This is a genomic window from Pseudomonas sp. HP_08, from assembly GCF_055284095.1.
The window spans coordinates 204,893-224,458 of record NZ_JBTOQC010000002.1 but is presented as its reverse complement, the minus strand read 5'-3'; the positions used below and the strand labels follow the sequence as shown (position 1 = coordinate 224,458).

11 protein-coding genes are annotated in these 19,566 nt (G+C 58.5%); 7 read left to right on the top strand and 4 right to left on the bottom strand.

From position 1 onward, the window contains the following. Nucleotides 1–8: 8 nt before the first annotated feature. From ACYAS9_RS03995 to ACYAS9_RS03985, 3 genes are read right to left on the bottom strand one after another with little or no spacing between them, the layout of a single operon-like run. Nucleotides 9–2,345 carry a hypothetical protein gene (locus ACYAS9_RS03995; protein WP_463567018.1) on the bottom strand — a complete coding sequence of 779 codons (2,337 nt, stop codon included), beginning with the start codon at nt 2,343–2,345 and terminating at the stop codon, nt 9–11. Between the two features lie 36 nt (nt 2,346–2,381). Continuing rightward, on the bottom strand, nt 2,382–4,745 hold the full coding sequence (locus tag ACYAS9_RS03990; protein ID WP_463567017.1) for a hypothetical protein: 2,364 nt from the start codon (nt 4,743–4,745) through the stop codon (nt 2,382–2,384). Between the two features lie 32 nt (nt 4,746–4,777). Beyond that, on the bottom strand, nt 4,778–6,157 hold the full coding sequence (locus ACYAS9_RS03985; RefSeq protein WP_463567015.1) for a hypothetical protein: 1,380 nt from the start codon (nt 6,155–6,157) through the stop codon (nt 4,778–4,780). 210 nt (nt 6,158–6,367) lie between these two features. On the opposite strand from ACYAS9_RS03985, the gene ACYAS9_RS03980 reads away from it, so the two are divergent. The 7 genes from ACYAS9_RS03980 to ACYAS9_RS03950 all read left to right on the top strand — a co-directional run bounded on the left by ACYAS9_RS03980 (nt 6,368) and on the right by ACYAS9_RS03950 (nt 18,050). Continuing rightward, the gene (locus ACYAS9_RS03980; protein WP_463567014.1) at nt 6,368–6,913 is read left to right on the top strand and encodes a hypothetical protein; all 546 of its coding nucleotides are present in this window, start codon (nt 6,368–6,370) and stop codon (nt 6,911–6,913) included. After that, nucleotides 6,910–7,461, top strand: a complete 552-nt coding sequence (locus ACYAS9_RS03975; protein ID WP_463567013.1) for a hypothetical protein — start codon at nt 6,910–6,912, stop codon at nt 7,459–7,461. Before ACYAS9_RS03980 ends, ACYAS9_RS03975 begins: the two co-directional genes overlap by 4 nt. A 34-nt stretch (nt 7,462–7,495) precedes the next feature. Next, a complete protein-coding gene (locus ACYAS9_RS03970) occupies nt 7,496–12,478 on the top strand; it encodes an RHS repeat domain-containing protein (protein WP_463567012.1) in 4,983 nt (1,660 codons plus the stop codon). A 491-nt stretch (nt 12,479–12,969) separates the two neighbouring features. Continuing rightward, nucleotides 12,970–13,521: a fimbrial protein gene (locus ACYAS9_RS03965; RefSeq protein ID WP_463567011.1), complete on the top strand. Its 552-nt coding sequence runs from the start codon at nt 12,970–12,972 to the stop codon at nt 13,519–13,521. 100 nt (nt 13,522–13,621) lie between these two features. After that, the gene (locus tag ACYAS9_RS03960) at nt 13,622–14,377 is read left to right on the top strand and encodes a fimbrial biogenesis chaperone (RefSeq protein WP_463567010.1); all 756 of its coding nucleotides are present in this window, start codon (nt 13,622–13,624) and stop codon (nt 14,375–14,377) included. Nucleotides 14,378–14,410: 33 nt separating this feature from the next. Further along, on the top strand, nt 14,411–16,918 hold the full coding sequence (locus tag ACYAS9_RS03955) for a fimbria/pilus outer membrane usher protein (RefSeq protein WP_463567009.1): 2,508 nt from the start codon (nt 14,411–14,413) through the stop codon (nt 16,916–16,918). Between the two features lie 169 nt (nt 16,919–17,087). Next, nucleotides 17,088–18,050, top strand: a complete 963-nt coding sequence (locus ACYAS9_RS03950; RefSeq protein WP_463567008.1) for a fimbrial protein — start codon at nt 17,088–17,090, stop codon at nt 18,048–18,050. A 1-nt stretch (nt 18,051) separates the two neighbouring features. Here the strand turns inward: ACYAS9_RS03950 and ACYAS9_RS03945 are convergent, their stop codons facing one another. Then, the gene (locus tag ACYAS9_RS03945) at nt 18,052–19,506 is read right to left on the bottom strand and encodes a hypothetical protein (protein ID WP_463567007.1); all 1,455 of its coding nucleotides are present in this window, start codon (nt 19,504–19,506) and stop codon (nt 18,052–18,054) included. Nucleotides 19,507–19,566: the final 60 nt, after the last annotated feature.

Below are 19,566 nucleotides of genomic sequence, written 5' to 3'. Positions count from 1 at the left end.
TGCCTGCCTCAGACCGTAATGAAACTCAAGCCGGGAGTTGGATTTTCCGGGTAATCGAACAGCGGCAAGGGCAGAAGGATGGAGTCGTTGAATATCAGATCAGGCAGTACATCCGGATTGGGGCGCCAACTGGCCAGTAGCAACACAAAACGATGCTCCAGCGTGGGTGGCTGGGTATAAATGCTATTGACCACGTACCCGGAGCCGACCAGCGTATCCCAGCGCACTTGATCCCCGGGAATCACGTACGTGCCCGATTTGACAATGAGTTTTGTCTGACCGGCCGGTAACGTAACCGAGGTATCGCGAGTGATGCGGAGCGCCATATCGACCAGCTTCGCCAGAATCCAGGCCGATTGGGTCTTGTTGGTCAGTTGGTTCCTGATCACGATTTCTTCAAGTACAAAGGCCTTTTTGCCCAGTTCCAGCGGGGCGGTATAGACCCACTTGCCTTTTTCACTTTCGACCAGCTTGCCGTCATTGGCGGGTGTTTTCAGTGAGGCTGTCAGTGCGCCCGTACCTTTGGTGCCGGCCGATACCGTGCGGGTGTGGCCGCCATCGCAGAGCTGAATCAGCGGGCTGACGGTGATGTCGTTGACCACCACCGAGACCAGCGCCGAACTGCTGTAGCCACTGCCCGAGGCGGTGACCTTGACCCGCAAAAACGCGCCTTTGATGCTATCCGGTGCCTTGTAGAGCCCGGTGCTGGCATTGATGCTGCCGTAGTCGCCGGTATTACCCAGAATATTTTCCGCCTTCCATGTCAGGCCCGTCTGGCCGGCAGGCAAGGTATTGAACTGCAGGGTCTGGCCGGCACCTATCAAGGCTTGCAGCGGGTCCAGGGTGAACCGGGTCGAGGGCGGGCCGACCCGCCCGAAGATAGCCATGTCGCCGGGCAGGGCCATGTCGTCGAGCACGACGTTATTGTTCTTGAACAACAAGGAATGCAACACGAATGTATTGACCGGAGGAAGGAATGTCAGCAGGCGCGGAAACCCTCTGTACAACTCATCCAGTTTTGCAAGGTCATAAGCTTGCCTTTTCGAAGAATACCCTTGCAATGCAATAGCATTATTATCAAACCCCTGTCCGGGGACCGAAGTAAACATTGCCTCGTCCACTCTGGTCAGGCCAGGCTCTATGACTTGAGAAATGACATTGAGCGTATAGGGCCTTGCCACACGCGCTGAAATATAGGCGCCAAGACCCGCATCATACGGGCCGTTATTTCCATCCCAACATCGGATAATGTTGCACCATTGGCCATGATGCCGCACATAACTGACATCCACTGCATCATCCTTGATAGTGAAGTGCACGTACTCTCCACCTTGCCGATCCCAAGTGAAGGGCGACTCAATAAAACCTGTGTGCGTTTGATTCGGTCCGAAGATAACAAGGAAGCGATCGTTAAGCAGGTGGCCTCCCGCCGGGTTCATCTCCCAGAACTTTGACGCCATCTGCCGGGTTGTCCATGTATCAAAATTGACATAATCACGCCCCAGTAATTCATGCGCCAAGGTCTCCAGTAAAAACCTGTTACCTAGCAAAATAGTGGCGCTGTAGTCTTTGCCACTGTCATTGGGTATCAGGTACTTGAAGTCCGGTCCTGGATTACCGCCATTGCTTTCACCCTCCATGGCCACAAACAACACGACAGCACCATCGCCATAGTTATCGGCATTGCGTACCTTGGCACCGGGCGCGGCCTGGGTACGGATCTTGAGTTTGGCAGGCTTGATTGAACTGTCGGACTTTGTGATTTCACTGATCACCATAACCCGCTGGGCATCATCCAGTTCCTTGAACAATTGCTGGAAGAATTCGCCGCCCAGCCGCTGTTCGCGCTCGAAGTCCGAATAACTCAGGCTGAAATCGCTGCTGCGGCTCAGGTCCATCACCACTTTGCCGGCGCTGGTGACAGTGGCCGGGGCATCGATCAGATGTACTTTCAAGGTCAGAGCCGGGCCATTCAAGGGATCGACCACTTCAATGCGCGTCGCTTCGCGACCACCGGGGATATCGGCAAAGGTCACTTGCGTGCCACCCACCACTTGCATGGTCAAGCGGGCATCGGGAATGTCATTTTCGACATCGGCTATTTCAAACGACAACCTTGGGTAGTCCATCACGTAGTCGCTGATGTATTGCCCGACGGAGCTGCTGTCGCCGACATAGCCCTGCACCGGCGGCAGGAAGTGGCCGGTACTGAAGCGGTCGATGTACTCCTTCAACAACACGATGTTGGTGTCGGTGCGGTTGAACGCCATTACCGCGCCCCAGTTCAGGGTCCTGGGTTCCTGGCGCATCCAGGTGATCAGTTCGTCTCTAGAAAAGCCTGCCATGGCCGTATCCTCACCGTGCGTGTGGGTTGGGTTTGATCATTGACCGGCGCTTGCCGTATCAGAGGTCATGAAACTCAAGCCGGGAGTTGGATTTTCCGGGTAATCGAACAGCGGCAAGGGCAGCAGCAGATAGCCCTGGAATACCAGGTCCGGCAGCACTTCCGGACTGGGAGGCCAACTGGCCAGCAACAAGACAAAGCGCTCCACGAGCGTGGCTGGCTGGGTGTAGATGCCGTTGACCACAGTCCCTGCACCGGCCAGCGTCTCCCATCTCACTTGGTCTCCAGGGATCACTTCCGTGCTCGCCTTGACGATGAGTTTGGTCTGACCGGCCGGTAACGTAACTGACTTATCGCGGATGATGCTGAGCGTCATATCGACCAGCGATGCCATGACCCATGCCGATTTGGTCTTGGTGGTCAGTTCGTTCCTGATCACGATTTCTTCGAGTACGAAGGCCTTTTTGCCCAGTTCCAGCGGGGCGGTATAGACCCATTTGCCCTTTTCACTTTCGACCAGCTTGCCGCCATTGGCAGGTGTTTTCAGTGAGGCTGTCAGTGCGCCCGTACCTTTGGTGCCGGCCGACACTGTGCGGGTGTGGCCACCACCGCAGAGCTGAATCAGCGGGCTGACGGTGATGTCGTTGATCACCACCGAGAGCAGTGCCGAACTGCTGTAGCCACCGCCCGAGGCGGTGATCTTGACCCGCAAAAACGCGCCTTTGATGCTATCCGGCGCCTTGTATAGCCCGGTGCTGGCATTGATGCTGCCGTAGTCGCCGGTATTGCCCAGGATATTTTCCGCCTTCCAGGTCAGGCCCGTCTGTCCGGCAGGCAAGGTATTGAACTGCAGGGTCTGGCCGGCACCGATCAAGGGTTGCATCGGGTCCAGGATAAACCGGGTCAGGGCCGGCCCTACTCGACCGAAAAGGGCCATGTCGCCGGGCAGAGCCATATCGTCGAGCACGACGTTATTGTTCTTGAACAACAAGGAATGCAACACGAATGTATTGACCGGAGGAAGGAATGTTAGGAGTTCCGAAAAGTGTTCGTTCAACACCGCTCGCTTGGCGGTGTCATACCGTTGCCGAGTTGAAGAATAACCTTCCAGTGCGAAAGGGTCATTAATGACTCCCTCTCCAGGACCTGAGCTGAATGTCGCCCCCCCCACAACAGTATTGCCAGGCTCTATTACTTGAGAGGCAACATTGAGCACATAGCTTCTTGCCACATGGGCTGAAATCGTTGCATAAAGGCCTGCATTGTGAACAATGTAATCATGATCCACGCACACTACACGGTTGCACCACTGAGTACTGTTTCGCACATAACTGGCATCCACCGCATCATCCTTAATAGTGAAATGCATATACTCTGCGTTCGACTGCACATCCCATTTAAAGGGCGAATCGATAAACCCTGAGTATTCTGAATCACCCGGCCCAAAGATGAAATTATAGGAGCCGTTACTGAGAGTGCCTCCCGCCGGATTCATTTCCCAGAACTTTGATGCTTTTTGTACCGTCGACCATGCGCCCCAGCCAATATAATGGCGGCCCAGCAATTCATGCCCCAGGGTTTCAAGCAGAAATTTGTTACCGAGCAAAATAGTAGCGCTGTAGTCTTTGCCACTGTCATTGGGTATCAGGTATTTGAAGTCCGGGCCTGGATTACCCCCATTGCTTTCACCCGCCATGGCCACAAACACCACGACTGCGCCATCGCCATAGTTATCGGCACTGCGCACTTTGGCGCCGGGTGCGGCCTGGGTACGGATCTTGAGTTTGGCAGGCTTGATTGTAGTGTCGGGCTTCTTGATTTCGCTGATCACCATAACCCGCTGGGCATCATCCAGTTCATCGAACAGTTGCTGGAAAAATTCCCCGCCCAGCCGCCGCTCGCGCTCGAAGTCGGAATAACTCAGGCTGAAATCGCTGCTGCGGCTCAGGTCCATCACTACTTTGCCGGCGCTGGTGACAGTGGCCGGGGCATCGACAAGATGCACTTTCAAGGTGAGTGCCGGGCCATTCAAGGGGTCGACCACTTCAATGCGCGTCGCCTCGCGGCCACCGGGGATATCGACAAAGGTCACTTGCGTGCCACCCACCACTTGCATCGTCAAGCGGGCATCGGGAATGTCATTTTCGATGTCGGCTATTTCAAAGGACAGCCGGGGATAGTCCATCACGTAATCGCTGATGTATTGACCGACGATACTGCTGTCACCTACATAACCCTGCACCGGCGGCAGAAAGTGGCCGGTACTGAAGCGGTCGATGTACTCCTGCAACAATATGGTGTTGGTGTCGGTGCGGTTGAACGCCAGTATCGCGCCCCAGTTCAGGGTTCTGGGTTCCTGACGCATCCAGGTGATCAGTTCGTTTCTAGAAAAGCCAGCCATGGCCTTATCCTCATCGTGAGTAGGGGTGATAGTCAGGTCGCCATGAACAAGCGCAGGTCGGGGAATTGAATACGCGAGTGACCGTCATCGAAGCTGACCCACACGTTGAAGGTCAATCGGTCGCCCACAGCCAGACTCTGCAGATACGCTCGCTTTACGTAGGTGGTGAGCTGACGGGCCGTCACGTGCTGTGCCGTGACCGGAAAATCTTCAAGCACATTTTCGTCACTGGTGCTGTCGGCGGTGATAGTGACCCGTTGACCTGGCGCCATGAAGGTCCAGATTTTGAGGGTCAACAGGGCTCCGGCCGCCGGCACCAGGCTCAGCCGCAACTGATCACCATCCACATGGGCACACTGTACGGTCGTGAAGCTGGTGCGAGGCAGCGGCACCACACGCAGGTCGTAAGGCTTCGAGGTGGCCTGCGCCTCGCCGGGGCGGGTGATGGCGTAGAACACATCCAGGCGTTTGCCCATATTGGCCGGCACCGCCGCCGCAGGGATAGAAAACTGCTGCGGGTTACCCGGATCGGCTTGTTCAGCCATGTACTGGCCCGTGGTGCCGAATCCCTGCCAGTGCACCTGGACCTTATCGTTGGCGCCCAACTCGATCGGAATCTGCACCACGGCTCCGCCGCGAAGTGCCATTGCCGCGATGTAACCCTGGTTTGGCGCTGCACCCTCATCGTCCTCCGGCAATGCGCCGACGATGACCGGTGCGACCGGCCGCCAGGCCGCGAGGACTTGCAATGACAGGCTCAGCGAAGAGCCGGCCGCGCCGGGACGGGCGTATTGCCAGTCAAACGTGATGGTTTCATTGAGCTGACGTTGCAGCCATGCAGGCTCCAGGATGAACACCAGTTTGCCAGCGTCGAGCGCAGGCTGATCGACACGCAGGGCCTTGACCATGTTCTGGCCCGGCAGTGTGCTGGCGGCATACAACAGCACATCGTCGTCCAGTGCAATGCCGGGCCAGGCCGGGATTTCAAGCGCCAGCCCCTCAGGAAAGTCTTCCGGGTCGAGGCTGTCGCCGCTGTGATCGGCAACCCCGATCGCCGGCAACCGGGTGGCCGGCGGCGGCACGATGTCCAGACGCTGCACCGGGGACTCGACGCCGGCCACCCGATAGCTGACCTGGGCAAAGCCGCCGTCGATAAACCCGACATAGCCTGCGTCTAGCGCGTAGAGCAAGACCTGCCCCGAGGTTTGCACGGTCTGGACCGATTCCCAGGGGTCATCCGGTGCGTTTTCGTCGAACCAGCCTTGCCAGGTCAATGTGACCTGAGTGCCGATGGCAATGCCCGGATGCGGCGCAACGGCCAAGGTAAACGAGCCACCGGCCGGGTCTTGATTGGGGTCGAGTTTGAGCGCATGGGATTCTTTTGCCTGCACGACCGGTAATGAGCTGTCCATGCCTGTTAGGCCTCGTTGATCGCTAAGTGACATGCCAGACAATGATCGGCTATTGCCACTAATCATTTGCCGGGTTCGGCCTGAGTTATAACCCTGCGCGCCAGCTGCGCCTACCTCTCAGATCTACTAGGTTCACACAGCGCTTAAAAGGATTAGAGTTCAGCGAACGTATTAAGCCGACCACCGATACAGCGCGTGCGAGAAATCAACATGACAAATAAATCCAGAAAATCCCTGTCGACCATGATGTGTCTTTTATTATTCAGCGCCATTGCGGGCGCGCAACAGCCGGCGCCTCAACAAGCGCCGACAGGCGTGATAAGTCTTTACTTTGCGAATGGGACGCCACAGTGCACATTCCCGGTTGTGAGTGGTTATTTTCGTTTTACAGAGAAGTCTCAGTCTGGCGAAAGTCATTGCAAACCATTGGACGGAGGAGGTTACATCCAACTACGGGATGTCCCTTCTGCCACTATTGTGGCAGTGGTCAATGGCAGGCCCAAACGAGATCAATCACCCGTTACCCCGAAACTATGTGGGTTTAATGACACAGATGCTTTTAACTGGGCAAGGTTGAAAACCATAAAGCAACCCACCACTACACCTGAAAAACTTCGCATTCAGGACTTCGAAACACTTCAGGTTGGAGATGTTATTGTGCCCGGCGTGCGCTTGGACGAGCGCCAGAGATATGGTCATCTAAACCCAAGTGACCCTAATACAATTAACTGCCTGATTATCGAGGTTTCACCATGAGCAGGTATTTACCCACACACAATGCGCGCGAACGCCGAAAGTTTATCAAACCCTCAACCATGAAGAGTTTATTGTATGCACTGCCTTTGCTGATTGTGCTCATCATGCTATGCGCCGGTGAAGGCAGCCTGTTACAGGCACAGACCAATCCTCCCATGTTGACCCTTGAGGGTGCCAATGGCGCAAACCATTGCACGCTGAATTTCAAGACGGGCAAGTATGATTTCAAGGGTAATGATCATTGCGATAACGATGAAGCCGTCGGCATTGAACTGGAACATGTGCCTTCGGCGTCCAATATTCTGCTGTTCGACGACTACAGCTGCGACCGCAATGATGATGGCAATTACTTCTGGATCTATCTGCGTACCGTTAAAGAAGACGTAACAGTCCCGCCTATCGATCTGGAACAGATCATGACCATGCCCAAAGGCGCGGTCGTCGCTCCGGGTGTGCGGGTCATGGACTATTACCAGAAGTCTGGGGAAACCCCCAAAAAACGTACGTCCTGCGTGCAGATTGAAGTCGATGCCCCGCCGTTGAACTGAATGATTCCGTGACTCCATACCCGAGGTTCACCCCATGGCTGCCTCCACCCGTCTGCACTCCAACGCCTTCAACTTCATGAGTTTCATCAACGGCGGCGTCGACGCGCGCACCGGCTTGTACAACGTGTCGATCGCCTTGCCTGAACTGAAGACCGATGACCTGGCCGGTCCCGTTGTCGCACTCGCTCTGGCTTTCAGCCCGCTCAATACCCAGGACACCGGCTACGGCCTGGGCTGGAACCTGCAACTGACCCAGTACTCTCCCGACTCGCGCATTCTGTCGCTCAGCACCGGCGAGACCTTCAAGGTCACCGAAACCGCTGCCGACGGGCAGATGCTCATGAAGGAGAAAAAGCTCGACAGCTTTCACGCCCATGACCTGGGCAACGACCGCTACCGCATCGTTCACAAGTCCGGGCTGGTGGAAATCCTTGAGCTGCAAGGGGCCGTCGATCAGGCAGTGGCCCTGCCGGTCGAAATCCATTCGGCCGACGGTCGAACCGCTACCCTGACCTATGGCGACTATTACCTGGGCCATCCGCTGCTCACCGAAGTGCGCGACGCCCAGCGCCGGCTGCTGACCCTGGCGCGCACCAGCAGCCGCGTCGAGGTGGTGCTGCACCCTGACCAGGTCGCGGTGCCTTTCGTCATGACCCTGGACGGCGCCGACAACCGGGTCTCGCGTATCACCCTGCCCACCGACGAACAGGCCGGCTGGCGCCTCAACTACGAACAACTCGGCGGCCTGCTGTGCATCACCGAGGTCTGGACGCCCACCGGCGCCCACGAAACAGTTCTCTACGACGACCCCGGCCATGCCTTTCCGCTTTCGGCCCAGCGCCCCAACCTGCGCCGGGTTACCGAGCATGTCACCGACCCTGCGCCTTACCATGGCTTCAACCCGAATCCAGGCCCCGACCCCGAGCCACGCCAGCCGTCCATTGAAGTTCGCTACAGCTACGGCGCCACCGGCGTCAGCAACACCCACAACTTTCTCGGCCATGACGCCTCGGGGCTGATCTGGGAAGACGACGGCCTGGACAATCTGTACCGTATCGTCGGCAGCTACCTGTACGCCACCACCGAAATCCTGCACGTGGCCGGCCAGACAGTGCGCAGCACCGAACGCACCTTCAACCGCTTTCACCTGCTGACCGAGCAACGGGTCACCCAGCACGGTAACGTGAAGAAGACCGTCACCGTCTACCATGGCCCCGATGGCACGGACTTCGACGATCAACTGCCCAACTTCCAGTTGCCCGCTACCGTCACCGACACCTGGTACTCGCTGGATAACCCCAACCTGGTGCGCCACGAAACCGTACGCAGTGAATACGATCGCTGGGGCAACCTGACCGAACAGGTCCAGGCCAACGGCGTGGCCGAAACCAGCACCTGGTACCCGGCCGCCGGCGAACTCGACGGCGCCGTCGTTCTCTGCCCACCCGACCCGCACGGCTTTGTGCGGCAGATCAAGAGCCGCACCGTGACCCCGGTTGCACGCGAACCGCAAGACCCGCTGAACCCCGACGACCTCGCGCCGGTACTGCTGACCCGCTACCGATACCAGGCGCTGACGCCGGTGGGCGGCAGTGGCACGCCGTGGCTGGTACTCAACGACGAACGCCTGTTGCAACGCAATGGCGCGACTGAAACCCTGTTGCAACAGACCGCCCAGCACTACTTCATCGCCCCCCTCGACGCCCTGCGTCACGGCCGCCCGCGCCAGCAACAAGTGAGCCTTAACGGTCACGATACGCTGACCACCTACACCTACGAAAAAACCACAGGCCGTGCCGGTGAAACCGTGCTGGTCACCACCCAGACTCTTAGCAGCAGCCTGGACGCTGAAATAAAGGTCATTACGCTTGAGCACTCGCTGCTCACTGGCGAATCGTTGCTGACCCGCGACGACACCGATGTCGAGATCCGTTATGTATACGACGCGCTGGGCCGGGTGCTGAGCGAAACGGTGGCGCCGGGCACCGACTATGTCGCCACGCGCAATTACGCTTACCGGCTGGTGGCCAACAATGGCGAGCAGGCCTGGCAGGAAGCCACCGACGTCAAGGGCGTGACCGTGCGCAGCCATCTGGACGGATTGAGCCGGGTGGTCAGCGAACAGCGTCAGGACACCGAGGCCGCCGGCAAACCACTGCGTCACACCTACCGCGCGCAGTACGACGCGCGCGGCCAACTGACCAGCGAAACCGAGTACGACTGGCTTCCGGGCAAGCCCGATCTGGTGCTGACCCGCCACTTCGGCTATGACGACTGGGGTCAGCCGGTGAGCGAAACCGGACCTGACGGCGTGGTGACCTACACGGTAACCGACCCGTTCGGCTGGACCACCGGGCAAGGCTTGCGCATGCCGACGACAAGCAGTTGGCAGCAAATCCGGCATGGCGCCAGCGAGCCTCGTCACGGGCTGACGGTCACGCGCCTGAATACCTTGCAGAAACCCGATGAGGTCGAGCGTTTCACCCTGAGCGGGGAAAGCCTGGGTCGCCAGTTTTATCGCTACGACGGGCTGGGGCGCACCCTTGAAACCATTGACACACAAGGTAATGTCACCGTCTATCGCTATGACCCGTTCGACCGCCTGGTGCGCAGCATCTTGCCCAATGGCGATCAGGTGTTGCGCAGCTTCGCAGCGCACAGCAGCGCCGAATGGGTCAGCCAGTTGCAGGTGCAGCCGGCCGCCACGCCAACGGTCAAAATCAACGCCGGCGAGCAGGCATTCGATGGCATGGGCCGCCTGATCCAGCTCAAGGTCGGGCTACGGACAGAAAAGTACCTCTACGACCCAGGACAGATCAGGGCCCGGGAGCACATCACAGCCAGCGGCACGTCCATTCACTATCGTTATGCGCCTGGTCTGACCCAAGAGCCGATCAGCACCGAAACGCTCGGCGAGCAGGTCAGCTTCGACTACGACGTGAAAAGCGCGTACCTGAAGCGTTCGACCAACAACCTGGGGTCGCGCCACTACGAGTACGACACTGCCGGCCACCTCAAGAGCAGCACCTGGGACATGGATGGGGACACCTGGACCAGCACATGGTCCAGTTCGCTACAAGGACGCCCACTGCAGCGCAGCGCAGTCGGCAATGTCGCGGTGGTCTATACCCATGATGCTATCGGAAGAGTGAAACAGGTGACGCAAGGCAATCTGCAAGCCACCTTCACTTATGACGCGCTGGGCCGCACAGCGCAGACCCTGACCACTGACCTGGGTTCAGGCGCCAACCTGCAGACCTTGCTGCAATACGACGCGCATTCGCGAGAAATCCTGCGGACCCAGAACCTGAGTGGCCACGCACAACGCACCCTCAGCCAGGTGTGGAGAAACGACGATCAATTGCTCAGTCGGCATTTGCAGGAGGCCGGCACCAGCCTGTTGCTGGAAGAGTTTTCCTATGACAATCGCGGCCGGCTGCGGCAACACAAATGCAGTGGCACCGATTTGCCATGCGATGCCCAGGGCAAGCCGATTGTCGACCAGCAGTTTCGCTTCGATGCACTGGATAACGTCACCACAGCCCTGAGCCGGTTTGCCGACGGCACCAGCGACCTGGCCGTGTACACCTATGATCCAGCCGACCGCTGCCAACTGCTTGAGGTCAGCCATAACCATTCGGAGCCCGGCAGCATTGCCTTTACCTACGACGACAACGGCAATCAGTTGGTCGACGAGCGCACGCAACAGTTGCGCTATGACCCTCAGGGCCGGTTGCAGGGTGTATATGCCCAGACCGGCGCGGTGCTCAGCCAGTACGGCTATGACGGTCATGACCATCTGGTGTCGGTGACGCAAGGCAGCGACGCGCCCACCCTGCGGTTTCACGACGATGACCGGCTGGCGACGACGGTGCAAGGCCAGACCACTACGCACTACCTTTACAACGGCGACACCCCGCTGGGGCAGCAGCAAGTCGATGACCCTGCACAAACGCTGTTGCTGGCCAGCAATGCCAGTAACAGCGTGGTGGCTGAAATGCAGCAGGAGCAGTTGCGCACGACGGTTTACAGCGCCTATGGCGAACGCAGCAGCGTCAGTGGCGAGCCTTTGCTTAGCTTGCCGGGGTTCAACGGCGAAGTACGTGACCCGGTCAGCGGCTGGTACCTGCTGGGCCGTGGCTACCGCGCCTACAACCCTGCGCTGATGCGTTTTCACAGCCCTGATAACCTCAGCCCGTTCGGTGCTGGCGGCCTTAACCCGTATGCCTATTGTGTCGGTAACCCGATTGCCTTCCAGGACCCTACCGGGCACAGCGTGGGTGTACTTGAATACCGTAACTTCCAGGTCAACAAAACGGCCCTGGTGGTCAATCTGCTGATGACAGTGGGCTTTACAGCGCTCGCGGTGGGGACGCTGGGAAGCGCCAGCCCATTCATCATATCGCTGACGCTTGTCGGTGCCGGCAGTGGCGCGATTGGCACCGGTTATACGACGGCAGCCATGCTTGAACGTGATCCTGAAAAGGCTCAGAGACTGCTTGAAATCGGCAATACGTTTCGTCGAGCGGAGATGCTGGTCGGGATTGGCATGTTTGCCGGTGCGATGGGCAAATCGGCGTTGAAAGGTGTAGCAAAATCAGCGAGCAACGCTGCCCCTCCAGGTTACCCATCATTTGCAACCCGGCGCTATAGACATAATCAGTCATGGGACAATCGCAAATATAGAAACGATATGGCATGGGAAAACCGTGTGTATCGATTCAAGGATTCACCCGTCGATAATGCGTCCCCCTCTCCAGAATTGTCACGTGCCGCTACACCTACATCCATATCAAGCTTTGACAGCAACTGGACGGCTACCACACCAACGGAACTTCCAGTAGCCCCCGCACCCACCCGTCTCGCACCAAAGCTTGCAGAAAAACCGGTGATAAAAGCGGCTCAGTGGGCTCCCGTACAAACAAGTTCCGGTCTTAAGCGAGCGACTAGCATCCCGACACCTGGCAATGCCACTTGGCAATTTAATACAACAATTACCACCCGAACGATCCATTAACTCTAATGGCATATGCCAAAGGCACTCACTAACAACAGACAATTCTACTTTAGAACACTTCAAAAATAACCAGGCACTTTATCAGAAGGACGCTCCTGCCAAGGTACTTAAATCAGACACTGGATTTAAAACGTATTATTGACAGGAGCACACCTTCGGCGCTTCAACTATAGAGACAGGCGCATAGGGACTCAGAGAAAGCAGCCGTAATGCACACGTGACAGATTTGATATAAGAACGAAAAGAAAAATCCTACAAAACAGCCAGAAAACATCCTACCAGAACACAGACTCTTCCTATTTATATATTTACTACACGCCGCTAATCTTTGCGCCGCCTGTAGGAAATGACTTACAAACATTTAGCAACAAACCTACAGGCCACCCTGCGTCGTTTCAAGAAGGCGCAACCGGTATCCGGTCATTTGAATGCACTCAAGGCTAAATCCTTGAGCGTTTTTCTGCCGGAAATTTTCATTAAAGGAATATTGAATGAAACCTGCATTACTTGCCCTGCCCTTGAGCCTGCTGATCGGTATGACGGCAACTTCGGCCATGGCCAATACTGGCACTATCAACTTTACCGGTAATATCACTTCGACCACTTGCCAGATTGATGTCATTGACCCGATCACCGGCAACCCGGGCACTGGCCTGGTCAATATGGGCACCATCTCGGCCAAACGCTTCACGGCTGCCGATCAGGAAGTGGGCGGTCGTGAATTCGGCTTGCGCCTGACCCCTGGCACCGGTTGCGTCATCGCTCCCGGCACGGCTGCCAAAGTGACGTTCACGGGTACCCCGGACGCAACAGGCAATTACTTCCGCTTCAAACCACTGGGCGGCTCGGCAGGCAATGTCGTGGCAGCGCTGAAAGACGATATTGGTGGCCCCGTCAACAATGGCACGGCCTCCAAGGATTACACCCTGAATGAAACCACCCCGACCGACATGCTGTTCTATGTGACATACCGCTCTACCGCCGCCGCTGTGACGGCCGGTGCGACTGAAGCGGATGTGCGCTTCTCCGTCGACATTCCTTAACACCCGGACTGCTTGCGGCCCTGTTCATCTACGCATGAGCCGGGCCGCAAGCGCGCGATGAGAGACAGCGCTTATTCGTCCATCGGTCACAGGTAATTTCATGCCGCTCAAGATCACTCCGGGCCGTCCCGGCCTCCTTCGTTTCGTCTGCCTGAGCGCCCTGTTGTTGCTGGGTCCTGCTTCCCACAGTCAGGCCGCCCTGGTAATCAGCACCACCCGCGTGGTGTTCGACAGCGATAAACGCAGCGTGTCGCTGATTGTCTCCAACCCCAGCGACCGCACCTATGCCGTCCAGACCTGGGTCAATACCGCCGCCGATGACACCACCACCGCGGTGCCATTCATCCCTTCCCCGCCGCTGTTCCGACTGGCTCCGGGCAATGAACAACAGCTGAAAATAAACGGTTTGCCCAATGACTTGCCCGATGACCGGGAGTCGTTGTTCTACTTCAATGTGCAGGAAATTCCTCAGGTGCAGAACGATGGCCAGGGCAATGTGCTGAACATCGCCCTGCGCACCCGGCTCAAGCTGTTCTATCGCCCTGTACAACTGAAGGACAATCCGGTCGAACGCCTGAAAGACCTGCAATGGTCGATCCGCCAGGTTGATGGCAAAGCCGTGTTGCACGTCGATAACCCAACCCCCTTCCATGTGTCGTTCACCCGTATGGACATCGCCGGCAACGGCCAGCAGCTCAGGCTCAACAGCCCGAACATGGCCGGGCCACTGACCCGCCAGTCTTACCCGCTCGAGGGTATAAAAGCGGCCGCCGGACTGCGCGTAACCTTTGCCGCCCTCAATGACTACGGCGGTGTAACCCCGGACCTGAGCGCAGCCCTTGCGCTGACACCCTGATTTTTCTTCAGCCGCACTGCCAGGAATACTCCCATGCTTTTTCCTCTCGGACCGTTGAGTCTGAACGGCCGCCTGCGCCTGTCTGTTCTGTTGATTGCCACCGGTGGTGGTCTATCGATGCCGTTTTGCATGACCCAGGCCAGCGAGTTCCAGTCCGGCTTCATGCAGCATGCCGGTGCAGAAGGCGCCGCCGCAGCCGAACTGGCCCTGGCCCATCTGGGCAACGAGCACAGCCTGGGACCTGGCCGTTATCTGGTGTCCATTCTGGTCAACCGCAGCCGTTTCGATGAGCGCGAACTGGAATTTCATCTCGATACTGCCCGGCAAGCGCTAAGCGCCTGCCTGTCGCCGGACCTGCTGACAGAGGCCGGCGTACGCCTGGACAGCCTGGCCGAACCACTGGCGATCAACGCTGACTGTGTTGATTTACCGGGGTTGTTTGCAGGGGCAACAGTCGAGTTCGACAGCCGCCAGTTGATCCTGTCAGTGTCGGTGCCGCAGATTGCAATGCGCCGCGATATACAGGGCTACATCGATCCGGTGCGCTGGGACGCCGGCATCAATGCTGCGTTCATCAACTATCAGGCTTCCGCGCAACAAGGCACAAGTAGACACAATGGTCGCGAGAGCCATGACGATCTGTATCTCAACGGTGGATTCAATCTCGCCGGCTGGCGCTTTCGCAGCAGCCAGGCGCTGCGCCAGACGCCGCAAGGCGGGCGCGAATGGACGCGGGCTTATACCTATGTGCAGCACGACCTGCCCGGCACCCACGCCAACCTGACCCTGGGCGAAACATTCACCTCCGGTGAGGTGTTCAGAAGCCTGCCGATCAGAGGCCTGGTGATTGCCACCGACCTGGCAATGTTGCCGGACGCGCTGCAAGGGTACGCGCCGATTGTTCGCGGCGTGGCCAACAGCCGCGCCAAACTGGAAATTCTGCAAAACGGCTACCCGGTCTATTCGACCTATGTCAGCCCTGGCCCCTATCAGATTGATGACTTGAGCATCGCAGGCGGCAGCGGCGAGCTGGAGGTGGTGCTGACCGAGGATGACGGACAGGTCAGGCGCTTTACCCAGCCCTACGCCACCCTCGGCAATCTGATGCGCGAGGGTGTATGGCGCTACAGCGGCTCTGTGGGGCGGTATAACGCGGCCAGTAATCTGGGCACCCCGCTGCTGATGCAAGGCACCCTGGCACTCGGCACGGCCTGGGACTTCACTCTGTACGGCGGCCTGCAGGCCGGCAGTTTTTATCGTGCAGGCAATCTGGGCGTGGCGCGCAACCTGGGCGCGCTGGGCGCACTGGCTGTGGATGTGACCCGTTCCGATGCCGACCTTGATACATCCTCCATTGATCGGGCCAGCGGCATGAGTTACGCCATCAAGTACGGCAAGGCCTTCAACACCGACACTACCTTGCGCTTCGCCGGTTATCGCTACTCGACCGAAGGCTATCGGGATTTCGACGAAGCGGTGCGTGAGCGCAGCCGTGACCGGAGCTTTCGCGGCAGCCGGCGCAGCCGTCTGGAGGCTGCCGTGTTCCAGAATTTCAGCACTGCAAGTTCGCTCAGCCTGACGCTGTCGCAAGAAGACTTCTGGAACACCACCTATCAGCAACGCCAGTTTCAGTTCAACTTCACCCAGCAGCACCGCGGGGTGAGCTACAACCTGTTCGCCTCGCAATCATTGAGCGACGAGCGCAGCGACCACGACCGCCAGTTCGGTATCAGCATCTCGTTGCCGCTGGACCTGGGGCACTCCAACTCTGCCACCTTGAACTACCTCAACAGCGGCGGCCGGCTCAGCCAGAATGCGCGCCTGACCGGCAGCCTCGATCAGAACCGCCTCAGCTACAGCGCAGGGCTTAGCAACGATCAACAACGTCGTCAGGCGGCGACGTTATCGGCGGCTTACCAGGCACCCTTTGCCAGCCTGGGAGCGGGTATTTCCCAAGGCAGCGATTATCGCAGCGTGTCCTTGAACGCCAGTGGCGCGGTGCTGCTGCATGCCGGCGGCGTTGAACTGGGTTCTTACCTGAGCGAAACCTCGGCACTGATTCATGTGCCAGACATTGCAGGCGTAGGTCTGAGTAATGCCGCCGGCGCCAAAACCAACGCACGCGGCTATGCCCTGATGCCACACCTGAGGCCCTACCGGGTCAATCACATGGCGCTGAAAACCGATGATCTTGGCCCCGATGTCGAGATCGACAACGGCGCAGCCCAGGTCGTGCCCCGCCGCGGGGCTATCGTCAAGACCACGTTCGAAGCGCGCAAGGTCACCCGCATTGTGCTCAGCGTCACCACCGCACAGGGTCAGCCGGTGCCGTTTGGTGCCCAGGTCAGTGACGCTCAGGGCACGGTGCTTGGTATCGCAGGCCAGGGCGGGCAAATCCTGCTGGCCACCGAAGACAAGCCGCAGACGCTTGAAGTGCGCTGGGGCGAACAATCGGCCCAACGCTGCCAACTCGATCTGGACCCGGACAGCATGGAGCGCAAGCAGGGTTATCGCCTGCATTCGCTGACCTGCCGACCTTGACCTCTCCTTTCTGCACGCCGGGGCCAGCCTCGGCGCTCCACAGGACACTTGCATGAAACGTTTACTTCCCTTGTGCGGCCTCTGTGTTGCAGCAGCGAGCGCATTGCAGTCGCAGGCAGTTCTTGCTGCCGACCCCCATTGCTGGGTCAGGCCTGACAATGTTCCCACCATGACCTACCCGCTCAACCTCGGCACGGTCTATGTGCCCAGCGGCGCCAAGGCCGGCAGCGTGATCGGCATGTTTGACCAGCCGTTCAGCATGACCTCCAGCGAAGGTCGTTATGTGCAGTGTGAAAACAACGGCTCTTCAACCCTGGGTTTCAATGCCCTGGCCGTGGCGCCGATCTTTACCGGCACTCTCCCGCCCGTGCAGGGCGAAGACGTCACTGGCAAGGTGTTCCAGACCGGCATTGCCGGTGTGGGTGCAATCATCAAACTGGGCCACCCTTTCGATGGCCAGGCCGCCGACTCCTTCATCCCGCTGACCCCACCTGTAGTGCCCTTCAATGCACTGTTGCACGCCACCATTGCCCCCGTGCAGGCCAGGCCACTGCAAGGCCAGATTACGCTGGTCAAGACCGGCACCATTGCGCCTGGCCCGCAATCGATCGACACCGCTCTGTTTTACGGCAGGTTCACTCTGGTGCCACGGACCATGGACTTTCAGCTCAGGGCTACCGTGGTGCAGGCGCAATGCACTTCATCGACGGTCAGCAATGATCCGGTGGTGCTGGGTGACTGGCGTGCCGCAGATTTTGTTCGCCAGGGCTACGGCACAACACCGGTTGCCTTCACGATCAGCCTCGGCAACTGCGAGTCCGACCCGGACGATATCAATGTCGCCTGGGCCACCCTTCGACTCGATGGGGTCAGTGGCAGCACGCCGATTGCCGGGGTCGATGGCGCCTTTTCCCTGTCCACCGGCTCCACTGCTTCCGGCGTGGCCATACAGATCATGCGCGGCGACGGGCTGACGCCGGTCAAGCTGGGTCAGGAGGTCCCAATCGTCGAGATCTCGCCCGGTAATACGGTGATGGACCTGAGCGCACGCTACTACCAGACCGGCGTCACCAAGGATATTCGCCCTGGTCTGGCCAAGGGCTCACTGAACTTCACCGTCAGCTACCAGTAAGTCAGCTCGTGAGTGTCAGTGACAACGTCGGGAACGGCACGTGTGTTTTTCCGCCATCGAAACTGACCTTGACCGTGACTGGCATCCCGCCCAGAGGCAGTGATTCCAGCACGCTTTTGGGCACATCGACACTGACGCCTTTTACTACATCGATATCGGTCTGAGTCACCGGGTACTGGTTCAGCACTACCGTGGCCGAAGCACCGGAACCCAGCGTGACGGTAACGCGCTGGTCGATGGCGATGAAGGTCCACTGGATCAGGTAGAAGGTGGCATACGAGACAACGCTGGCAAGGCTCAGCTTGCCTAAATCAACACGCGGGCGCGCGCACTGGATCGTCGTCCAGCCGCTGGTCTTTTTCGGAACGGTCAGCGTATGGCGCTCCGACTCGGGCTGCGGGGTCATGTTGGCCACCCGGTAATACACCTCGATGTTTGTGCCCATATGCTGAGCGATGTATTGCGCTGGCACCGCATAGCGTTTGCCCGTGGCATCGGGCACAGTCGCCACATAGGCTCCGTAGCTGCCCGGCGTCGCCCATTGCACTTCCAGGACATCGCCGGGTTGCAGCTCGGCTTCAAGCGGAATCACCACAGTGGCGCCGCCACGGGCACTGTTCAAATCCAGGGTGCTGCTGGTGGCGCTACCGCTGGCCTCGGCCACCGTGGGGCTGGGCATTTCGCGCTCGACCGGCTGGACTTCTACCGCCAGCTCCACCGGTGCCGAATACGCCGAAGTATTGCCAGCCCGGTCCTTGAGCCGGTAACGGGCAAAGCGCTGGCCATCGAGCCGGTCACGAATCGTGTCGCCGGGGTACACCAGAGTAAGCGGCTGGCTTGTACCGCGTGGCAGGGTCAGGCTGCCGACTTCATCGGCAGCGACAGGATCCGTCGGCACGCTGCTCCAGTACCAGGTGATCACATCGCCGGGCTTGAACACCGTATAAGAAGGCACCTGGGCAAGGACCTGATCGCCGTTATCGACCAGGTATTGCTCATCAATAGTGTCGGTATCAAAGATCAGGCGGCCGCTGTTGGCGCCCAGAGACGGCGGGGTCAGATCGACGCTGACGATTGCCCGGTCTGAGTCATAGAGCATGCCAAACGTGTCGATCAGGTGATACCAGACTTCATGGATACCCTCAACAAGTCGAATGACAGGCACCTCGAATTGCCGCTGATCCAGGGGTAATTCACCCTCCGGATAATCGCTGCTGTCCCACTCGCGGTAGCCCACCTGATGAGTAGAGCCACCGGTGATCCAGTGCAACGTCAGGTAAGTTTTACGACCTGCTATCGAATAGCGCTGCCACGCCGGTACTTCAACGCTCAAGGTGGTGAGCGGGTTGCTTGCCCGCATCAACCCCGTCTCGTCCCATTGCGGGTCATCGGGCAACACATCGGCAACGGGCTGGGGCAACGTGTCTTGGGGTTGGGAATTCTTGCTGGTTGTCATCCTGGACGCTCCACAAGTAAAGGCTTTTGGCAAAAAGGCCGTAACGATTCGTGGGGACCA